Origin of the sequence: Kitasatospora sp. NPDC091276 (assembly GCF_040684355.1) — a bacterium.
Taxonomy (GTDB): Bacteria; Actinomycetota; Actinomycetes; order Streptomycetales; family Streptomycetaceae; genus Kitasatospora.
The window spans coordinates 116,827-138,141 of sequence record NZ_JBFBFU010000023.1 but is presented as its reverse complement, the minus strand read 5'-3'; the positions used below and the strand labels follow the sequence as shown (position 1 = coordinate 138,141).

The following is a 21,315-nucleotide window of genomic DNA, read 5'->3' as shown; positions in this document are numbered from 1 at the left end:
GGAGCACGAATGCAGGGGGCCCAGGGACTGCGCGAGCACTACGACGCGATCGTCGTCGGCAGCGGCATCGGCGGCCTGACCACCGCCGGCTACCTGGCGGCCGACGGGCGCAGCGTCCTCGTCCTCGAACAGCACGACATCGCCGGCGGCAACGCGCACGTGTTCCGCCGCCGGCGCAAGTACGAGTTCGACGTCGGCACGCACTACCTCGGCGACTGCGGCCCCGACGGGCACTTCCCGGCGATCCTGGCCGGCCTCGGCGTCCTGGACCGGGTGCGGTTCCGGCCGATGGACAACGAGCAGGGCTTCGACCGGATCATCACGCCCACCGCGACCGTCGACGTGCCGGCCGGCTGGGACGCCTACCGCGACCGGCTGCGGCAGGCCCTGCCCGAGGAGGCCGACCGGATCGCCGGCTTCCTCGAACTCGCCGAGAACGTGGCCGGCTCGACCCGGGCCGGCCTGAACGGCGTCTCCCTGGTCGACCTGTTCCGCAAGTCCCCGCAGACCATGCGCTGGTCCCGCCGCACCTTCGCCGACGCCCTGGGCCACTTCGGCCTCTCCGCCAAGGCGCGCACGCTGCTCGCGGCGCAGGCCGGCAACTACGGCACCATGCCCGACGGCATCAGCCTGGCCCACCACGCCTCGATGATGGACCACTACCTGCGCGGCGCGTACTACCCCGAGGGCGGCGGCCAGGCGATGGTCGCCGCGTTCGTCGAGGCGCTGGAGGCGCACGGCGGCGAACTGCGCACCCGCTGCGACGTCCGCCGCATCCTGATCGAGAACGGGCGCGCCACCGGCGTCGAACTCACCGACGGGCAGCGGATATCGGCCCCGCTGGTCATCTCCAACGCGGACTACCGGCGCACCGTCCTCGACCTGTGCGGCGGCGAGGACGCCTTCCCCTCCGAGGTGGTGGCCCGCACCCGCGCGGCGACCATGCGCGGCTCCTTCGTCTCGGTGTACATCGGGCTCGACACCGAACTGCCGGGCCTGCCCAACGCCAACCTCTGGTGGCACGACAGCGACGACATGGAGGGCGCGCACGCCGCCATGCTGGAGCGGTACGCGCGGGACGGCTCGATGGACTCGGTGCCGGCGCTCACCTTCTCCTTCGCCTCCCTCAAGGACCCGGGCGCCGCCGCCGTCTGCCCGCCCGGCCACAGCAACTTCCAGCTCATGACGGGCCTGCCGCCCGGCTACGGGTTCTGGGGCCTGGAGGGCGGCCCGGCCGACGGCGAGCCCTACCGCCGCAACGCCGCCTACCTCGCCCGCAAGCAGCAGCTCACCGAGGTCATGCTGGCCACCGCCGAGAAGGTCATCGGCCCGTTCCGGGAGCGCGTCACCCACCTGGAGACGGCCACCCCGCTCACCCACGAGCGCTACATCCGGGCCACCGGCGGCACCCCGTACGGCATGGCCAGCTGGGGCGGCTCCAGCCAGCGGCCGGACGTGCGCACCGAGGTCGAGGGCCTGTACGTGGTCGGCCAGAGCGTGCGCTACGGCAGCGGCATCGCCGCGGTCGCGAACAGCGGCATGGCCGCCGCCTCCGACATCATCGGCCGCGCGCTGCTGCGCGAGGTGTTCGGCGGCGCGGTGCTCGGCGACCCCTCCCGGCTGCCCGACCGCGGCCCGGACTGGGACCCGCTGGTGGTCTCGCGCGGGCGGGCGCGGCAGCGCGCCAAGGGCCTGGCCCGCATCGGCTGACCCCTCCTCCCCTCCGTTTCCCCACCCTCCGATCCTCACCCCTCCGACCAGGAGCACTGTTCCCATGAATCAGGTCCCTCCCTTCGCCGTGGTCTCCGGCGCCCAGGTGCACGAGGCCCTCAACGGGCACGAGGACGAGGTCGTCGCCACGGTCGAGGCCGCGTACCGGCTGCACGGCGAGGGGCAGACGGTCAACCCGGACTCGTACTTCCTGCGCTTCCCCGACCGCCCGTCCTCCCGGATCATCGCGCTGCCGGCCTCGGTCAAGGGCGAGGTCGGCGTGCACGGCATCAAGTGGATCTCCAGCTTCCCGGACAACGTGGCGGCCGGCCTGCCGCGTGCCTCGGCCGTCCTGATCCTCAACGACGCCGAGACCGGCTACCCGTTCGCCTGCCTGGAGAGCTCGATCATCAGCGCGGCGCGCACCGCCGCCTCCGCGGCCCTCGCGGCGGCCCGGCTCGCCGACGCCCGCGGCGAGCGCCCGACCCGGGTCGGCTTCTTCGGCGTCGGCCTGATCGCCCGCTACGTGCACACCTACCTCGCCGCCAACGGCTTCGACTTCACCGCGGCCGGCGTCCACGACCTGTCCGCCGAGCACGCCGAGGGCTTCTCCGACTACCTGCGCCGGGCCGAGGGCGAGGGCGTGGAGATCACCGTCCACGACAAGGCCGAGGACCTGATCCGCTCCAGCGACCTGGTGGTCTTCGCCACCGTCGCCGGCGAGCCGCACGTGACGGACCCGCAGTGGTTCTCGCACAACCCGCTGGTGCTGCACGTCTCGCTGCGCGACCTCTCCCCCGAGATCGTCCTCGACTCGTGGAACGTCGTCGACGACATCGAGCACTGCATGAAGGCCGGCACCTCGCCGCACCTGGCCGAACAGCTCGTCGGCCACCGCGAGTTCGTCGCCGGCACGCTCTACGACGTGCTCACCGGCACGATCACCCCGCCGTCCGACCGGCCGGTGGTCTTCTCCCCGTTCGGCCTCGGCGTGCTCGACATGGCCGTCGCCAAGCACGTCTACGACCGCGTCCTCGCGGCCGGGCAGCTGCACACCGTCCCGGACTTCTTCCACGAGCTCAAGCGCTACGGCTGAGCCCTTCCCGCCCCGTCCCGGAGGCCCGCCCGCGCTCCCGGCGCCGGCGGGCCTCCGGCCTTTCCCGCCGCCCCGCCCCCTCCGCTGACGGCCAGCTGACGCCGCGCTGACCGAACGGCCCCCAGGCCCCCCGACGCCTTGTCCGCGCCATGGACGGCCGCCCAGAATCACCCGCATGAGATCCTTTGCCAACCTGGCCGAGTTCACCGGGGCGACCGGGGAGCACCTCGGCTACAGCGAATGGCTCGACGTCACCCAGCACAGCGTCGACCAGTTCGCCGACGCCACCGGCGACCTCCAGTGGATCCACGTGGACCCGGAGCGCGCCGCCACCGGCCCGTTCGGCGGGACCATCGTCCACGGCTACATGACGCTCGGCCTGCTGCCCGCGATGATGCGCGCGATCTTCGAGATCCACAACGTCGAACTGGGCGTCAACTTCGGCCTGGACAAGGTCCGCTTCCCCCGCCCGATCCCGGTCGGCGCCCGGGTCCGCGGCGGCGCCAAGGTCACCAGCGTCCGCGAGACCCCGATGGGCCACCTGGCCGCGGTCCGGATGACGGTGGAGGTCGAGGGCCGGCAGCACGCGGCCTGCGTGGCGGACACCCTGTCCCTCTTCGTCGCCGCCCCCGACACCGCCGAGGGCCCATCGGACGGCTTCTGAGCCCGCCCGCCGACGTCACCGCCGCCGCCAGGTAGAAGAACCTCCCCCTCCGGTCGTGCAAGAGGGGGGTTATTACTACCGATTTCGCCGCGCCGCCCCCGCCAGAATGGTCACACGGCCACCACGGCCGGGGCACAGCGAACGGCACCAGAGAGGAGCGGGCCATGGACCGCACGATGAAGCTCGGGGGAAGCCCCTCGGCGGTCGAGATCAGGGGATTCTCCGTCCCCGCCGGATTCACCGGACTGCGGCGGGCACTGGCCCTCTGCTGGATGTCCGTCGCGGCCTTCGGGCGCTCGCTCGGGGTCACCGGCGCGATCTCCCTGGTCGGCCCCGGCCTCGGCCTGGTGCCGCGGGCCATGGAGCGCGTCCGGGCACTGGCCGCCCGCCAGCGCGGCCTGTCCGAGCGCTGGTCCGGCGTGCAGATCCCCGGCCCGCCCAGCGGCCTGCCGGCCGCCCCCGAGGGCGCCTCGGGAGCCGTCGCCCGCTACCGCTGGATCATGAGCGACCCGCAGACCAAGCGGGAGTTCACCTGGGTGCTCACCGACCCGATCGTCGGCGGCTTCCTCGCCTTCATGCCGATCGCCGTCCTGCTCAGCGGCTTCTGGGGCATCTTCCTGGCCTTCTTCGGCGTCCCGCTGTCGACCCAGTGGGACGGCCTCTGGTACCAGTTCATCCCGATCGACGGCCAGGCCACCGCGGTGCTGGCCGGCGTCCTCGGCGTCCTGCAACTGCCGCTGGCCCTGTGGATGGCCCCCCGCGCCATCCGCAAGCACGCCCGGTACACCCACTCCATGCTCGCCCCCAGCGAGCAGGAACTGATGGCCAGCCGGATCGAGCACCTCACCACCACCCGCAGCACCGCCGTCGACACGCAGATGGCCGAGATCCGGCGGATCGAACGCGACCTGCACGACGGCGCCCAGGCCCGCCTGGTCGCGATGGGCATGACCCTGGACGCCGCCGAACACCTGCTGGAGACCAACCCGGAGGCCGTCCGGGCCCTGCTCATCGAGGCCCGCCAGTCCTCCTCCAAGGCCCTGGAGGAGATCCGCAACCTGGTCCGCGGCATCCACCCGCCGGTCCTCGCCGACCGCGGACTCGCCGACGCGGTGCGGGCGCTGGCCATGGTCTGCCCGGTCCCCACCGAGGTCGTCGTGGACCTGCCCGGGCGCCCCGAGATGCCCGTCGAGTCCGCCGCCTACTTCGCGATCTCGGAGATCCTCACCAACGTCGCCAAGCACTCCGGCGCCGACCGGGCCTGGATCGACATCCGTTACGATCACGGCATGCTGCGCATCACCGTGACCGACAGCGGCCGCGGCGGCGCCGACGCCACCCGGGGCACCGGCCTGCGCGGCATCGAGCGACGACTCAGCACGTTCGACGGAGTCCTGGCCGTGAACAGCCCCGTCAACGGCCCGACCATGGTGACGATGGAGCTTCCGTGCGTATTGTCCTCGCCGAAGACCACTTCCTCCTGAGGGACGGCCTGATCCGCCTCCTCCAGGCCTACGGACACGAGGTGGTGGCCGCCGTCGACAACGGCGCCGACCTCCTCGCGGCCCTCACCGAGCAGCAGCCGGACGTCGCGGTCGTCGACGTCCGGCTTCCGCCGAACTTCACCGACGAGGGCCTGCGGGCCGTCCTCACCGCCCGCCGCACCATGCCCGACCTCCCGGTCCTGCTCCTCTCCCAGTACGTCGAACCGCTCTACGCCCGCGAACTTCTCGCCAGCGGCGGCCGCGGCGTCGGCTACATGCTCAAGGACCGCGTCACCAACGGCTCCCAGTTCCTCGACTCGATCCGCCGCGTCGCCGACGGCGGCACCGCGATGGACCCCGACGTCATCTCCCAGCTCCTCGTCCGCAAGGAACGCGACGAGAACGTCGGCAGCCTCACCGACCGCGAACGCGAAGTCCTCGAATGGCTCGCCCAGGGCCGCTCCAACGCCGGCATCGCCCAGGGCCTCTTCATCACCGAGAAGGCCGTCGCCAAGCACATCAGCAACATCTTCACCAAGCTCGGCCTCCTCCCCACCGACGGCGACAACCGCCGCGTCCTCGCCGTCCTCGCCTACCTCGACCAGTAACCCGCCCCACCCCGCCCGCCTCCGCCGGCCCGCGAGCGGCCGGTTCAGCCGTGGCGGGCGCCCGAGTCCCAGACCCAGGCCGCGATGCCGACCCGGTTGTTCACCTTCAGCTTCCGCTGCACGTGGGTCATGTGGGTCTTCACCGTGCCGGCCGAGATGAACAGCGCCTCCGCGATGTCGGAGTTGGTCAGGCCGTCCGCGACCAGCCGCGCGACCTCTAGCTCACGCGGCGTCAACTGCTCGACCTTGGGCGCCTTCTTCTGCTTCGGGCCGGCCAGGCTTCGCAGCAGCCGGGTGGTGATCTGCGGGCTGATCAGCGAGTCGCCCTCGACGGCCGCGCGCACCGCCTCGATCAGCAGCGGCGCACCGGAACGCTTCAGCAGGAAGCCGTACGCGCCCGCCTTCAGCGCCGAGTGGACGTACTCGTCGAGGTCGAAGGTGGTGACGATGACGACCCGTACGCCCGGGCTCTCCTCGGCCAGCCGGCGGGTCAGCTCCAGCCCGTCCATCCGCGGCATCCGGATGTCGGCGAGCAGGACGTCCGGCCGCAGCGTCCGCGCGATCTCGAGCGCCTCGTCACCGTCGCCCGCGACAGCGAGCACCTCCATGTCCGGTTGCAGGTCGAGGATGTGTCGAAAGCCTTCCCGCACGGTTGCCTGGTCGTCAGCGATCACGATGCGTGTCGTCATGGGCTGATCCTCGCACGGGGTAGCATCCGAGCACATGACAAATCAACTGGCCAGGATCGGACGCCCAGTTGGCGCGGCGTTCCTCGCGGCGGTCGCCATCTCGGTTGCGGTGTGGGCGGGTTCACCGGTTTCGACACTGATCCGGGGCTCGACGACGGCGGCAGTGTTGGCCGCCGCGGTCCTGATCGTGTGGCTGCCGGGGCAACCGCGGACCCGGAACCTGGTGACCGTCCCGGTGGCCTGCGCGATCTCGCTGTACGCGACGTTCCGCTACGAGGGCCCCGCCGACAACACCTCGGGGCTCTGGATCCTGGTCGAGTCGGTCGCCCTGCTGGTCACCGTCATGCCCGCGGTACGCGGGTCCGCTCCGGCGGTCGCCGCCCTGCTGGGGCTGCTCCTGCTGGTGACCGTGACCCTGCTGCCGCTGCGGATCGCGCTGACCCTCGACCCGCCGGCCGGGCCGCGCGAGACCATCGGGCTCTGCGTGGTCTGGGGCCTGGCCGCGGTGGCCGCGGTGGGGGCGTCCTGCTACCTGCGCTCACTGGACAGCCGGCGCAGGCTGGCGGTCACGGAGGAGCGGCGCGCCCAACGGCTGCACGTCGCCCGGGATCTGCACGACTTCGCCGCGCACGACGTGACCGGGGTGATGGTGCTGGCGCAGGCGGCCCAGATGCTGGCCAAGGAGTCGCCGGAGAAGGCGCTGGCGCTGCTCCCGCAGATCGAGAGCGCCGGCATCCAGGCACTGAAGTCGATGGACCGGACGATCCGGATCCTCAGCGAGCTGGAGGAGGACCGCCGGCCGGGCCGGGGCGGGGACGAACCGGCGGCGGACGATCCCGAGGAGAACGCGGCGGCCCGGCCACACTCGCTGGACGAGCTGCCGGACCTGATGAACCGGTTCGAGCGCACCGGGATGATCCCGGCCCGGCTCGAACTCTCCCCCGGCGCCGTGGACGGCCTGCCGGAGCAGGTCGGCGCGGTCGGCTACCGGGTGGTGATGGAGGCGCTCACCAACGTCCGCCGGCACGCCCCCGCCTCGCCCAGGGTGACGGTCACCGCCGAGCGGGTGGCCGACGGCGGCGCCCTGCGGGTCCTGATCTACAACGAGCCGGTTCCGGCCGGCGCCCGGGCGGACGCCGCGGCGGCGGTCGACCGCGAGGGCGGCGGCACCGGCATCCGGGAGCTGCGTCGGCGGGTCGCGGGGCTGGGCGGCGAGCTCGCCGCCGGGGCCTGCGCGAACGGCGGCTGGCAGGTCGCCGTCCTCCTGCCGCTGGACGGCGTCCCGGCCGCCCGCGACGTCGGCGACGGGGCGGGCGGCCCGGCCGGGCACGCTCGGGGCACTCTCACCCGTTCGGGCGATCAGTCCTCTCCGGGTTGACCGACGTCCCTCACCTGATCGGCGGACGGCAGCCGCAGCGAGCCCGCCGCCGCACCGGCCAGCCCGAGCATCGCCAGGCCGACGGCGCAGCCGAGCATCGCCTCGGTGCCGCTCAGCCACTGCGAGAGCAGCCCGCCCAGGGCCGCGCCGCCGGCCTGCGCGCCGCCGTTGAACAGGTTGGTCGCCGAACTCAGCCGGCCGCGCATGCCGTCCGGGGTGAGCAGGATCTGCTGCGTACCGACGACGGTGTACGCGGTCGGCGCGAGGAAGGCCATGGCGGCCAGGAAGCCGCCCCAGACCAGCGCGCCGCTCGTGACGGACATCAGCGGGACGAGCACCGCGAGCAGCCAGATGATCCCGACCACGGCCTGGTAGGGCGTGATCGAGCGGGAGATCCGCGGCGCCGCGAGCGCACCGATCAGGCCGCCGACGCCGAACATCGCGGCCATCGTGCCGACCTTCCCCGGCGAGGCCCCGTTCTGCTCGGCGGCCACGATGACGACCAGGTAGAGCGCCTGGAACAGCAGGTTGAGGCCGAGCAGCAGCAGGGTGGTCGAGCGCATGAACGGCTGGCGCACCAGGAAGGCGAAGCCGGCCACGATGTCACGCGGGATGGTCGAGATCGGGGAGGGCTTGCGCTCCTGCTTCGGCAGCCGGACGAACAGCAGCGTCAGGAAGGCCACCAGGTGGGCGACGGCGTCGGCGAGGAATGGAACGGCCCGCCCCAGGCCGAACAGGAACCCGCCGCCCGAGGTTCCGACCAGCTGCCCGAGGTGCATCCGCGCGGTGTTCACCGAGAGCGCCGTGGGCAGTTGCCCGCGGGTCACCACCAGTGGCAGCGAGGCCCGCTCGGCCGGGTCGAACAGGCTGGTGGCCGCCCCGGCGACGGCCGCGGTGAGCAGCAGCAACCAGGTGGTGACGTGCCCGGTGGCGGCGGCGAGCGCGAGCAGGCCGAGCATCACCGCCCGGACCAGCACGCAGACCACCATGATCTTCTTGCGGTCCCATCGGTCCACCAGCGCACCGGCCGGCAGCCCGACGGCCACCTGGGCCACCGCGTTGACCGCGCTCACCGCGCCGGCCACCCCGGGGGAGCCGGTCGTGGCGAGGGCGAGCAGCGGGAAGGCGATGGTGGAGACGTTGAGACCGGTCTCGGAGGCCGTGGTGCCGATCCACAGCAGGTGGTAGACCCGGTTGCGGCGGAGCGGGAGCTCCGGTTCCGTGACGGCCACCGGGCGGTCGGCGGCGGGTGCGAGCTCGCTCATCCCCGCACCTCCCGGCACTCGTCGGCGATCGCGCGCAGCACGCCGGTGAACTCCGCGGCCAGCCGCTCCACCGTCCCGTGGTGGTGGACGGCCGGGGAGTAGTACCAGGTGAACTCCAACCGTCCGTCGTGGATCCCGCCGACGATCTCCAACACGTGCTCCATCCGGTCGTCCGGGCCGAGGTCCTGGCCGATCGCGCCGTGCACGGTGTGCACGAGCCCGCTGCCGGGCCCGCCGTCGCTGCGGTGCCGGCCGAGGAAGTTGAACACCACGTCCGGGTCCGGCCCGGTGAGCGGGGTGTCCGGGTGCAGGTGGCGCAGCGGGCCGTGGCCCAGGCCCTTGCCGGGGACGGCACGCAGCTGCCGCCGCACGACGCGGGTGAGGGCCCGCCAGTCGTCGCCCTCGGGCACGGTGAGGCGGACGGGGTGCACCGCGGTGAACCAGCCGACCGTCCGGGACAGGTCGACGTCGTCGAGCAGCCGCTCGCGGCCGTGGCCCTCCAGGTCGACGGTGACCTCGTCCTCGCCGGTCCAGCGGGCCAGCACCCGGGCGAGCGCGGCGAGCGCGATCTCCTCGACCTTGGTGCGGTAGACGGTCGGCGCGTGCTCGGCCAGCTGGGCCGAGTCTTCGGCGCCGAGCCGCACCCGCACCTCCCGGCCGCCGCCCACGATGGCGACGCCGTCGAGGTCCCGGGGCACCGGCCGGACGGCGCCGACCCCGTTCCAGTGGTCGAGCTCGTGGTCCAGCCCGCCGGAGCGCACGTGCTCGACCAGGCGGGCGGACCACTCCTGGAAGGTGGTGCTCCGCGGGCCGAGGTCGACCGGCCGACCGGCCGCCGCCTGGGCGTGGGCCGCGTCCAGGTCGTCCAGCAGGATGTTCCAGGACACGGTGTCGACCACCAGGTGGTGGACCGTCAGGAACAGCCGGTCGCGGCGGCGTCCACCGGACTCGAAGAGGACGGCGGCGAGCAGCGGGCCGCGGCCCAGGTCGAATCCGGCCTGGGTGGCGCGGGCCTCCCGGTCCAGCAGCGCGCCCAGTTCGCCGTCGGGGGTGGCGGAGGTGTCCACCACCCGCAGCAGCGGCCCGCCGGCCCGGTAGGGCGGGTTCTCCTGGGCCCAGCCGTCGGCGGTGCGGGTGTAACGCATCCGCAGCGCGTCGTGGTGCTCGACCAGGGTCTCCAGCGCGGCCGTGAGCGCCGCGCGGCCGGCCGGCGCGCCGAGCTCCAGCAGCACCGACTGGTTGAAGTGGTGCGGGTGGTCGTGGGTGTCGAAGAACCAGCGCTGCACCGGGGTCAGCGGGACGGGCCCGACGGCCGGCGGCCGGCCCTCGGCCGCGCCGTCGCCGACCTCGGTGGCGGCGGCGGCGAGTTCGGCCACGGTCTGGTGCAGGAAGACGTCCTGGGCGTCCAGCCGCAGCCCGGCCCGGCGGGCCCGGGCGACCACCTGGATGCTGAGGATGGAGTCGCCGCCGAGGTCGAAGAAGCTGTCCTCGACGCCGACCCGCTCGACGCCGAGCGTCTGCGCCCAGATCCGGGCGAGCAGTTCCTCCTTCCGGCCGCGCGGCGCCACCCGGGCCGCCACGGCGGTGTCCGGTCCGGTCGGCGCCGGGAGCCGGCGCCGGTCCACCTTGCCGTTGGTGCCGACCGGGAGCTGGTCGAGCACCTGGACGGCGGCCGGCACCATGTAGCCGGGCAGGGCGCGGGCCACCGCGTCCCTGAGCACCGCGGGCGAGAGCTCGGAGGCGCCCGACCGGGCGCCCGGGGCCACGTACGCGGCCAGCAGCTCGCGGCCGCCCTCCGGTTTGAAGACCACCACGGCGGCGTCCCCGACGCCGGGCTCGCGCAGCAGCACGGCCTCGATCTCGGAGGGCTCGACCCGGTGGCCACGGACCTTGAACTGCGTGTCGGTGCGGCTGACGAACTCCAGCTCGCCGTCGGCCACCCGGCGGACCAGGTCGCCGGTGCGGTACATCCGGCTTCCGGACCCGCCGAACGGGTTGGCGACGAACCGCCCGGCGGTCAGGCCGGGCTGTCCGGCGTAGCCGCGGCCGAGCCCGGGGCCGTCGATGTAGAGCTCGCCGGGCACGCCGTCCGGCACCGGCCGCAGGTGGCGGTCGAGGATGTGCAGGCCGACGCCGTTGAGCTCGGTGCCGACCGGCACGGGGGCGCCCTCATGCAGCTCGCCCGGGCTCCACAGGGTCGAGACCAGCGTGGCCTCGCTCGGCCCGTACACGTTGAAGAACTCCCGGCCCTGTGACCAGGTGCGCACCAGGTCGGGCGGGCAGACGTCGCCGGCGGCGGCGACGGTGGGCAGCCGGCCGCGCAGCCGCTCGGCGTCCATCACCGCCAGCAGCGCCGGGGGCAGCACCGCGACGGTGGCGCCGGTCCGGATGATCTCCCCGGCCGGGTCGGGCGCGGGGCGCGGACTGGTGAGGCAGAGCGCGCCGCCTGCGGTGAGGGTGCAGAACAGGTCGCACACCCCGCCGTCGAAGCTGGCCGGCGCGTACTGCAGCACCCGGCTGTCGGCGGTTATGCCCCAGGCCTCGCGCAGCACCCGGGCGGTCCGGGCGATCGCGCCGTGGCTGATCACCACGGCCTTGGGGCGGCCGGTGGAACCGGAGGTGTGCACCACGTACGCGACGTGGTCGGCCTCCACCCGGTACGGGGAGCCCGGCTCGCCGGGCAGCGCGGTGCCGGCCGGGGCCGCATCGCCGTCCGACCCGTCCGACCCGTCCATCCGCAGGACGGTGAACGGCCCCTCGGGGAGCCGCTCGGCCAGGTGCGCCTGGGTGAGCAGCAGCGGGACCGCGGTGCCGCAGATCATCGCGCCGATCCGGTCGGCCGGGTACTGCGGGTCCAACGGCACGTAGCCGCCGCCGGCCTTGAGCACCGCGAGCGCCGCCACCACCATCTCCACCCCGCGGTCGGCGAACACGCCGACCAGGGTGTCCGGGGTGACGCCCCGGGCGACCAGGCGGCGGGCCAGGTCCCCGGCCCGGGCGTCGAGTTCACCGTACGAGACCTCGGTGCCGTCGTCGGCGACCACGGCCACCGCGTGCGGGTGCTCCTCGGCCCGCCGGCCCACCAGCTCGTGGGCGAGCACGCCGGCTTCCTCGTCCGGCTCCCGGTGCCAGCGCCGGGGCTCCAGCACGAGCTCCCCGGCCGGGACGTAGGGGAGTTCGCGCAGCGGGTCGCACGGGCGCTCGGAGATGCCGCCGAGCAGCAGGACCAGGGCGTCGGCCATCCGGCGGGCGGTGCTCCGGTCGAACAGGCCGACGCTGTACTGGAGGGCGGCGTCCAGGCCGCGGTCGGTCTCCTGGAACTGGAAGGTGAGGTCGAACGCGGCGCCGCCGGTGGGCAGGCCGAACTCCTCGGTGTGGGCGCCGTCGAGGCGCACCGGGCCGCCCGGGGCGTCCTGCAGGACCACCATGGCCTGGAACAGCGGGGTGCGGCTCGGGTCGCGCTCCGGCCGCAGCGCCTCGACCAGCCGGTCGAAGGGCACGTCGGCGTGGGCGAAGGCGCCGTTGACGGACTCCCGCACCCGGCCGAGGAAGCCGTCGAAGCCCTCCTCCCAGTCCACCTCGGAGCGCAGCACCAGGGTGTCCACGAAGAAGCCGACCACCTGCTCCAGTTCGGGCCGGTCGCGACCGGCCGAGACGGTGCCCACCGCGATGTCGTCCTGGCCCGACCAGTGCGCGAGCAGCAGCTGGGTCGCCGCGACCAGCACGGTGAACAGCGTCGCGCCGCGGTCCTGGGCGATCCGCTTGAGCCGCTTGGCGGTCTCCGCGTCCACGGCGAACTCCAACTGCGCCCCCTCGCGGCCGCGCACCGGCGGCCGGGGCCGGTCGGTGGGCAGCTCCAGCGGCTCCAGGCCGGCCAGCCGCTCCCGCCACCAGTCGAGCAGGCCGCTGCCCGCGCTCTCCCAACGGGCACGCTGCCAGGCCGCGAAGTCGGCGTACTGGACGGGGAGTTCCGGCAGGTCGACGGTACCGCCGTGCCGCCGGACGCGGTACAGCTCGGCGAGGTCGCGGACCAGCACGCCGGCCGAGCGGCCATCGGTGACGATGTGGTGCAGGACCAGGGTCAGCACGTGCTCGTCCTCGGCCAGCCGGACGAGGTGGGCCCGGAACAGCGGCCCGGTGCGCAGGTCGAAGGGGGTGGCGCCGTCGGCGCCGACGGCCTCCCGCAGCCGGTCCTCGCGCTCGTGCGCGGGGTGGCCGGACAGGTCGGTGCGGGCCAGCGCGAAGGGCCTCCCGGCCGGGGCGATCAACTGCCGCCCCTCGCCGTCGACCTGGCCGAAGAGCGTGCGCAGCGACTCGTGCCGGTCCACCAGGTCGGCCAGCGCCAGTTCCAGCGCGTCGGCGTCCAACGGGCCGTGCACCCGCAGGCCCAGCGGTGAGTTGTACTCGGCGCCGGCCCCGCCGAACTGCCCGAGGAACCAGAGCCGTTGCTGGCCGAAGGAGAGCGGCGGGGCACTTTCCCGGCCGACCGGCACCAGCGCGTCGGCGGGCGCCTCCCGCTCGGCGGCGAGCAGCGCGGCCAGCGACCGGACGGTCGGCGCGCTGAACAGGGCACGCGGGGAGATCCCGGAGTCCACGTGCTGCCGCAGCCGGGACACCACCCGGATGCTCAGCAGCGAATCACCGCCCAGCTCGAAGAAGTTGTCCTCGGCCCCGATCCGCTCGACGCCCAGCACCTCCGCCCAGATCCCGGCCAGCAGGGTCTCCGACGCGCCCTCGGGGGCCAGGTACTCGCCGCCGAGGGCGAGGTCCTCGGGCGGCTCGGGCAGCGCCCGGCGGTCGGTCTTGCCGTTGGGCAGCAGCGGGACGCGCTCCAGTCCGACGAAGGCCGAGGGCACCATCGCCTCGGTGAGGCCGACGGCCAGTCGGGCCCGCAGCCCGGCCGGGTCGATCCCGGTGCCGGGCACGGCGGGCACCACGTACGCCACCAGCCGGTCCCGGCCGCGGTCGCGGCGGGCCACCACGACCGCCTCGGCCACGTCGTCCAGCGCGGTGAGCGCCGCCTCGACCTCGGCGAGCTCGATCCGGAAGCCGCGGATCTTGACCTGGTGGTCGGCCCGGCCGAGGAACTCCAGGACGCCGTCGGCCGTCCAGCGGCCCAGGTCGCCCGGCCGGTACAGCCGGCCGCCCGGGGTGAACGGGTCGGGCAGGAAGTGCTCGGCGGTCAGCTCGGGACGCCGCCAGTAGCCGGCACTCACGCCGTCACCGCCGATGTGGATGTGGCCGGGCACGCCGACCGGCACCGGCTCGCCCCGCTCGTCGAGGACGTACACCCGGGTGTTGCCGATCGGGCTGCCGACCGGCACGTAGGCGGCGAGGCGGGCTAGCCGCTCGGGGGTGGGGACGAACACCGTGGAGTCGACGGTGGCCTCGGTCGCCCCGTAGGCGTTGACCACCACGGTGTCCGGGTGGGCGTGTTCCAGCAGCTCGCGGCAGTCGTCGACGCGCCAGCCCTCCGAGCCGACCGACATCACCTGGAAGGCCGGCAGCCGCTCGCCGCGCCCCCCGACCTCCTCGACCAGTGCCTTGGCGAGTGAGGGGACCAGTTCGATCGCGGTACCGCCGACCCGCTCGACCAGCGCGAGCAGCCGGGCGGGGTCGGTGACCAGGTCGGTCGGCACGACGAGCAGCGAACCGCCGAAGAAGACCGAGCGGAGCAGGTCGGCCAGGAAGAGGTCCACCGAGAGGCTGGTGATGGAGACGAAGCGCAACCCGCGTTCCGTCAGGTCGTACAGCTCGTCCCAGGCGCCGGCGATGTGGAGCAGGTTCCGGTGGGTCACCACCACGCCCTTGGGCCGGCCGGTGGAGCCGGAGGTGTACACCACGTACACCGGGTCGTCCGGCCCGGCGGCGACCTCCGGCGGGGTCTCCGGGCCGGTGTCGGCGACGGACTCGACGGACTCGACGGTGACCAGGGCACCGCCGTGGCCGGGCAGCCGGTCGGCGATCGCGGCGTGGCTCAGCACCACCGCCGGCTCGGCGTCCTCAAGCATGAACTCCAGCCGCTCGCGCGGGTACGCCGGGTCCAGCGGCACGTAGGCGGCGCCGGACTTCAGCACGGCGAGCACGGCGAGCACCATGTCGGTGGAGCGTTCCAGGTGCAGCGCCACCCGCTCGCCCGGCCGGGCGCCGGCGGCGACTAGTCGACGGGCGAGCCGGTTGGCCCGGCGGTCCAGCTCCCGGAAGGTCAGCGGAGCCCCGCCGTCCGCCTCCAGGACGGCCACCTCGTCCGGGCGGGCGGCGACCTGGGCGTCGAACAGCTCCTGGACCAGCGTCTCGGTGCGGCGCGGGCGCGCGGTGTCGTTCCACTCGACGAGCAGGGTGTGCCGCTCCCGCTCCGTGAGCCAGGGCAGCGCGGCCGGCCCGCGGTGCGGGTCCGCGGCCACGCCCTCCAGCAGGGTGCGCAGCCTGCCGCCGATCCGCTCCACGGTGGCGGCGTCGAACAGCTCGGGATCGTAGGTGAGTTCGATCCGCAGCGCGGTGTCGGCGTGGCTGCTGACGGTGAGCGGCACGGTGCTGCTGTCCGAGGAGCGCAGCACCTGGACGCCCACCCCGTCGCGGCCGGTGGCGCCCTCGGCGACCGGGTAGTTCTCGAAGACCACCACGCTGTCGAACAGCCGCTCCCCGGAGGCCAGTTCGGCGCAGCGCCGGATGTCGGAGAGGGCCAGGTAGTCGTGCGCGGTGCTCTCCGCCTGCGCCGCCTGCAGAGCGCGCAGCCAGGCCCCGAGGTCACCGTCCGCCTCCGGTCCGGCCACCCGGGCCCGGACCGGGACGGTGTTGACGAACATGCCGATGCCGCTCTCGATCCCCGGCACCTCGGGGGTACGCCCGGAGACGACGGCACCGAAAACCACGTCCGGCTCGCCGGCGTGCCGCGACAGCAGGATCGCCCAGGCGCCCTGCATCAGGGTGTTGAGGGTGATCCGGTTCTCCCGGCACCAGTCGGCCAGCACCCCGGTGACCGCCGGGTCCAGGGCGAGCTTGTGCGAGCCGACGGCCCGGGTGCGGTGGTCGGCGGCGGGCTGGCGGTCCACCGGCAGCGCGGTGGGCTCGGCGAAGCCGGCCAGCACCTGCCGCCAGTGCGCCACGGCGGCCTCGCGGTCCTGCCCGGCCAGCCACTCCAGGTACTCGCGGAACGACGGCCGGCTGACCGGGAGGGCGGCCCGCCCCTCGACGGCGGCAACGTAGTGCTCCAGCACCTCCTCGAACAGCTGGGCGGTACTCCAGCCGTCCAGCAGCAGGTGGCTGAACGTCCACAGCTGGTGGACGGTCCGGTCGTCGACCCGGGCCAGGACGATCCGCATCAGCGGCCCGGCGGCCAGGTCGATGCCGCGCTCGCGCTCGGCCCGGACCAGCTCGTCCAGCCGTCGGCCGGGGTCGGGGTCCCCGCGCCAGTCGAGCAGCTCGACCGGCAGCTCCAGGTCCGAGCGGATCAGCTGGACCGGCTCGGGCACGCCCTCCCAGCGGACGGTGGTGCGCAGCACGTCGGTGCGCCGGAACACCTCGCGCCAGGCCGCGGCCAGCGCCTCGGCGGTGGCCAGTCCCTCCAACCGCAGGGCCAGCTGGTCGACGTAGGCGCCGCCGTCCGGGTCGGTCAGGGTGTGGAAGAGCATGCCGCCCTGCAGCGGGGTGAGCGGCAGGACGTCGTCCACGCCCCGGCCGTCGCCGACCAGCCGGTCGAGGGCCGCCTGGTCGAGCCGGGCCAACGGGTGGTCGGACGGCGTGCGACCGCCGGCACCGGGCTCGGCGCAGTGCGCGATGACGGCCCGCAAGTGCGCCAGCAGCGACTCGCCAAGCCGCCGGACGGTCTGCGGCCGGTGCAGCGCCCGGGAGGTGAACCAGGACAGCGTGAGCACCCCGTCGGAGACGGCGCCGACCACCTCGATCTGCGCGCTCCGCTCGTGGTCGCCGTCCCACTGCGGCCCACCGTCGCCCAGGTGGGCGCGGTAGAGGGAGCGGGCGGCGAACGCGCCGTCCAGCTGCCCGTGGTAGTTGAAGGTCACGGCCGGCGCGGCGGCCGGGGTGAATCCCGCCCGGTGGGCGGCCAGCGCGCCGTGGCCGAAGCCCTTGGCGGGGACGGCACGCAGTTGCTCCTTCACCGACTTCAGTCGCGCGGCGACCCCGTCGCCGGCCGCCACCGTCAGCGCGACCGGGTGGACGGCGGTGAACCAGCCGACCGTGCGGGAGAGGTCGGCGCCGGGCAGGACGTCCTCACGCCCGTGCCCCTCCAGGCCGACCAGCACCCGCTCGCGGCCGGTCCACTCGGCGAGCACGCCGGCCAGGGCGGTGAGCAGCACGTCGTCCACCCTGGTCCGGTAGACCGGCGGGACGTCGCGCAGCAGCGCCTCGGTCTCCTCGGCGGTGAGGGCGAAGTCCGCGCGCTCCGACGAGGCCACCGTGTTGGGCCCCGTGCCGTCGGCGGGCAGCTCGAAGGACTCCTCGGCGATCCTTCGCCAGTACGGGAGTTCGACGTCCAGGCCACCGTCGCGGACGTATTCGGCGAGCCTGGCGGACCAGGCCGCGAACGGGGTGGTCGGGGTGCCGAGGTCGACCGGTCGGCCGGCCCGGGCCTGCTCGTAGCCGGTCGCGAGGTCGTCCAACAGGATGCGCCAGGAGACGCCGTCGACCACCAGGTGGTGCGCCGTCAGCAGCAGCCGGGGGCCGGCCCCGGCACCCTCGTCGAACAGCACGGCGCGCAGCACCGGGCCGTGCTCCGGGTCGAGGGCGCGGCGGGCCGACTCCGCCTCCTCGCGCAGCACCGCCGCGCGCTCCGGCCCGCCCAGGCCGGCGGTGTCCCGGCGGCTCAGCAGCGGGCCGTCCTGGTGCGCCGCGGCCTCCTGCAGCCAGCCGCCGTCCACGCGGCGCAACCGGGTGCGCAGCGCCGGGTGGTGGGCGACCAGGGCCTCCAGCGCCCGCGCCAGTGCGGCCGGGTCGGTGCCGGGAACCAGCTCCAGCAGCAGCGACATGGCGAACCGGGGGATGTCGGCCGCGCCGGCCAGCAGCCGGTGCTGCATCGGGGCCAGCGGTGCCGGTCCCCGGTGCTCGTACTGCTGGGCGGTGTCGGCCGCGGTGGTGACGCCGGGGGCGATCCGGGCGATGGTCTGCTTGACCAGGATGTCCCTGGACTGGAGCAGGAACCCGGCGGCCCGGGCCCGGGAGACGGCCTGGATGCTGAGGATGGAGTCGCCGCCGAGGGAGAAGAAGTTGTCCTCGGTGCCGACCAGGTCAACACCGAGCAGCTCGGCCCAGATCCCGGCCAGAGCCCGTTCGACCTCGGTTCGCGGCGGCACGTAGCCGGTGGCCGGCTCCGGCTCCACGGCGCTCTCCGGCAGGGCCCGGCGGTCGGTCTTGCCGCCGGCGGTGCGCGGCAGCGCCGTCAGGAAGGCGAAGGCGGCGGGGACGAGGTAGTCCGGCAGCAGGCCGTGCAGGTGGGCGCGGAGCGCGGCCGCGCCCGGCACCGCGGCGCTCGGCACCACGAAGGCCACCAGCCGCTGGACGCCGGCCCGGCCGACCCGGGGCACCACCGCGCAGTCGTCCACCGCGGGGTGGGAGCGCAGCGCCGCCTCGATCTCGCCCGGCTCCACCCGGACGCCGTTGATCTTGACCTGGTCGTCGCCGCGGCCGGCGAACTCCAGCCGCCCGTCCGGCGTGCGGCGGACCAGGTCGCCGGTGCGGTACATCCGGGTGCCCGCAGGGCCGAACGGGTCGGCGACGAAGCGCTCGGCGGTCAGCGCGGCCCGGTGCAGGTAGCCGCGCCCGACCGGCAGACCGGCCAGGTAGAGCTCGCCGCGCACGCCGACCGGGACGGGGCGCAGGTGCGCGTCCAGCACGTAGGCCCGGGTGCCGCGCACCGGCAGGCCGAGCTCCGGCGCGCGGGCGGTGTCCACCCGGGCGGCGAGGGTGTCGACGGTGCACTCGGCCGGCCCGTAGAAGTTGTGGGCGGTCAGCCCCGGGGTCGCGGCCAACTCGCGCCACAGCTCCTCGCCGACCGCCTCCCCGCCGAGCACCAGCACGGCGGGCCGGTGCGGCGCGGCGGGGGCGAGCAGGCCGGCGTCGAGCACCGGGCGGGCGAAGGACGGCGTGAGCTGGAACAGGTCCACCTGCTCGCGCCGCGCGTAGGCCACCAGGTCGTCGGCGTTCAGCCGCGTCTCGCTGTCCACCAGGTGCAGGGTGTGGCCGTCGGCCACCGCCATCAGTGGGTTCCAGGACGCGTCGAAGGTCGGCACCGTGGTCAGCGCGACCCTCAGCGGGCGGCCGAGCAGGGCCGCCGCGGGCCGGAACAGTTCGTCCCGCTGGCGGGCGAACAGGTTGGCCAGCGAGCGGTGTTCGACCACCACGCCCTTGGGCCGCCCGGTGGAGCCCGAGGTGTGGATGACGTACGCGGCGTCCCCGGGGGCCGGCGCTGCCGCGGGCTCGTCGTGCCCGTCCCGGGCGGCGACGGCGGCGACCACCGCGGGCTCGTCCAGCAGCAACCGGGGCAGTTCGGCGGGCACCGCGCCGGCGAGCTCCCCGGTGCCGAGCACCAGCGCGGGCCGGATGCCGCGCAGCAGGTCGGCGATCCGCTCGGCGGGCTCCTCGGAGTTCATCGGCACGTACACCGCGCCGGCCTTGAGCACCGCCCAGAGCGCGACCACGAAGTTGGTCGAGCGCGGCAGCACCAGTGCCACCAGGCTCTCCGCGCCGATCCCCAGGGCCCGCAGGTGGCGCGCCAACCGGTTGGCCCGGCCGTTGAGTTCGGCGAAGCCGAGCCGCTCGTCCCGGAACACCAGGGCGGGCGTGCCGGGGGTGGCGGCGGCCTGCCGTTCGAAGGCCTGGACCAGGGTGGCGGGGCCGTCGTCGGCGGTGGCGGCCGCCGCGTCCCAGTCTCGGCGCAGCTCGGCCGCCTCCTCGGCGGAGACCAGCGGCAGCGCGCGCAGCGGGGTGTCCGGCCGCTCGCCGACCGCCTCGAACAGGGCGACCAGCCGCTCGCCGAGCGCCCGGACGGTCCGCTCGTCGAACAGCGCGGTGCTGTACGACAGGCCGAAGTCCAGCTCGCCGTCGCACTCCTCGAACTCCAGCCCGAGGTCGACGGTGGCCTCCCAGCGCGGCAGCTCCAGCTGCTCGACGGCCACCCCGGGCAGAGCGAGCGGGGCTCCGAACGCGTTCTGCAGCACCATCATGGTCTGGAACACCGGGGTGCGGCTCGGGTCCCGGACCGGCTCCAGCAGCTCGACCAGCCGGTCGAACGGCACCTGGTCGTGCTCGAAGCCGTCCAGCACGCCGTCCCGCACCCGGGCGAGCAGCGCCGCGAACGGCTCCTCCTCGTCCACCGTGGTGCGCAGCGCGACGGTGTTGGCGTAGAAGCCGACGGCACGCTCCAGTTCGGGCCGGCCGCGGCCGGTGGTGACGGTGCCGACGGTGACGTCCGGCTGCCCGGAGAGCCGGGCGAGCAGCAGCTGGTAGCCGGCCAGCAACACCGGGAACAGCGTGGTGCCCTCGCGCCGGGCGAGGTCCTTGAGCCGCGCGGTCGTCGTGGCGGGCACGACCAGCCGCAGCACGGCGCCGGCCGTGTCGCGGACCGGCGGGCGGGGGCGGTCGGTGGGCAGGCCGAGCGGCTCGGCGCCGCGCAGCCTGCTCTCCCAGTAGTCGAGCCCGGCCTTCACCCCGGGCCCGGTCAGCCACTCGCGCTGCCGGAGCGCGTAGTCGGCGTACTGGACCGCGACCGGCTCCGGGCGCGGCGTCCGTCCGGCGGCGAACTCCGCGTACGCCGAGCCGAGTTCGTCGAAGAGCACGCCCGAGGACCAGCCGTCGATGACGCTGTGGTGGGCGGTGATCAGCAGCACGTGCCGCTCCGGCGCGGACCTCAGCAGCAGGGCACGCAGCAGCGGACCCCGCGCGAGGTCGAAGGGCGTCGCGAGCTCGGCCCGTACGACGGCCGCAACACCGGGCTCCTCGGCACCGGGCTCCCGGGCATCGGGCTCCCCGGCATCGGGCTCCCCGGCATCGGCGGCGGGCTCGGCGAGGCGCAGCACCCCGGGCGCCGCCGGGTGGACGACCTGGCGCACCCGGTCTCCCTCGACCCGGTAGCTGGTGCGCAGCACCTCGTGCCGCTCCACCACCAGGTCCACCGCCCGGGCCAGCGCGTCCCGGTCGAGCGGACCGGTCAGCCGCAGGCCGAAGGCGCTGGTGTACTCGCTGCCCTCGGGGGCGAGGCTGCTGAGGAACCAGAGCCGCTGCTGGCCGGAGGAGAGCGGGACCTCCTCCGGGCGCGGACCGGCGCCGATCGCGGCGTCCGCCGCGGCGGCGGGCACTCCGGGCGCGTCCGGGGCCGCTCCCCGGCCGGCCAGCCGCCGCAGCAGCTTCTCGCGCACCTCGGGCGGCAGCGCCGACAGTCGGTCGGGCCGGGACGTGGGACCGTTCATGC

General features: G+C 74.7%; 9 protein-coding genes. 6 read left to right on the top strand and 3 right to left on the bottom strand.

The window, feature by feature from the left end:
• Window positions 1–9: 9 nt before the first annotated feature.
• The 5 genes from AB0O19_RS27040 (at window position 10) to AB0O19_RS27020 (ending at window position 5,562) form a co-directional block, all read left to right on the top strand.
• Window positions 10–1,710: an NAD(P)/FAD-dependent oxidoreductase gene (locus tag AB0O19_RS27040; RefSeq protein WP_363623141.1), complete on the top strand. Its 1,701-nt coding sequence runs from the start codon at window positions 10–12 to the stop codon at window positions 1,708–1,710.
• A 64-nt stretch (window positions 1,711–1,774) separates the two neighbouring features.
• Window positions 1,775–2,806 carry a 2,3-diaminopropionate biosynthesis protein SbnB gene (gene sbnB / locus AB0O19_RS27035; RefSeq protein ID WP_363623139.1) on the top strand — a complete coding sequence of 344 codons (1,032 nt, stop codon included), beginning with the start codon at window positions 1,775–1,777 and terminating at the stop codon, window positions 2,804–2,806.
• 175 nt (window positions 2,807–2,981) lie between these two features.
• A complete protein-coding gene (locus AB0O19_RS27030; protein WP_363623137.1) occupies window positions 2,982–3,470 on the top strand; it encodes a MaoC family dehydratase in 489 nt (162 codons plus the stop codon).
• Between the two features lie 164 nt (window positions 3,471–3,634).
• Window positions 3,635–4,954, top strand: a complete 1,320-nt coding sequence (locus AB0O19_RS27025) for a histidine kinase (RefSeq protein ID WP_363623135.1) — start codon at window positions 3,635–3,637, stop codon at window positions 4,952–4,954.
• Window positions 4,918–5,562 (top strand): response regulator transcription factor, encoded by a 645-nt coding sequence (locus AB0O19_RS27020; protein ID WP_063348719.1) that lies wholly within the window; start codon window positions 4,918–4,920, stop codon window positions 5,560–5,562. Before AB0O19_RS27025 ends, AB0O19_RS27020 begins: the two co-directional genes overlap by 37 nt.
• A gap of 44 nt (window positions 5,563–5,606) precedes the next feature.
• Here AB0O19_RS27020 and AB0O19_RS27015 read toward each other — a convergent pair whose 3' ends face one another.
• Entirely contained in the window at window positions 5,607–6,251 is a 645-nt protein-coding gene (locus AB0O19_RS27015; RefSeq protein WP_363623133.1) for a response regulator transcription factor, read from the bottom strand.
• A gap of 223 nt (window positions 6,252–6,474) precedes the next feature.
• Between AB0O19_RS27015 and AB0O19_RS27010 the strand changes: the two genes are divergently transcribed.
• A complete protein-coding gene (locus tag AB0O19_RS27010; RefSeq protein ID WP_363623131.1) occupies window positions 6,475–7,629 on the top strand; it encodes a histidine kinase in 1,155 nt (384 codons plus the stop codon).
• On the opposite strand, the gene AB0O19_RS27005 is transcribed toward AB0O19_RS27010, so the two are convergent.
• Both AB0O19_RS27005 and AB0O19_RS27000 read right to left on the bottom strand, forming a co-directional pair.
• Window positions 7,611–8,894 carry an MFS transporter gene (locus tag AB0O19_RS27005; protein ID WP_363623129.1) on the bottom strand — a complete coding sequence of 428 codons (1,284 nt, stop codon included), beginning with the start codon at window positions 8,892–8,894 and terminating at the stop codon, window positions 7,611–7,613. The genes AB0O19_RS27010 and AB0O19_RS27005 overlap by 19 nt on opposite strands.
• Complete coding sequence (locus tag AB0O19_RS27000) at window positions 8,891–21,313, bottom strand: amino acid adenylation domain-containing protein (protein ID WP_363623127.1); 12,423 nt, start codon at window positions 21,311–21,313, stop codon at window positions 8,891–8,893. Before AB0O19_RS27000 ends, AB0O19_RS27005 begins: the two co-directional genes overlap by 4 nt.
• Between the last annotated feature and the right edge of the window lie 2 nt (window positions 21,314–21,315).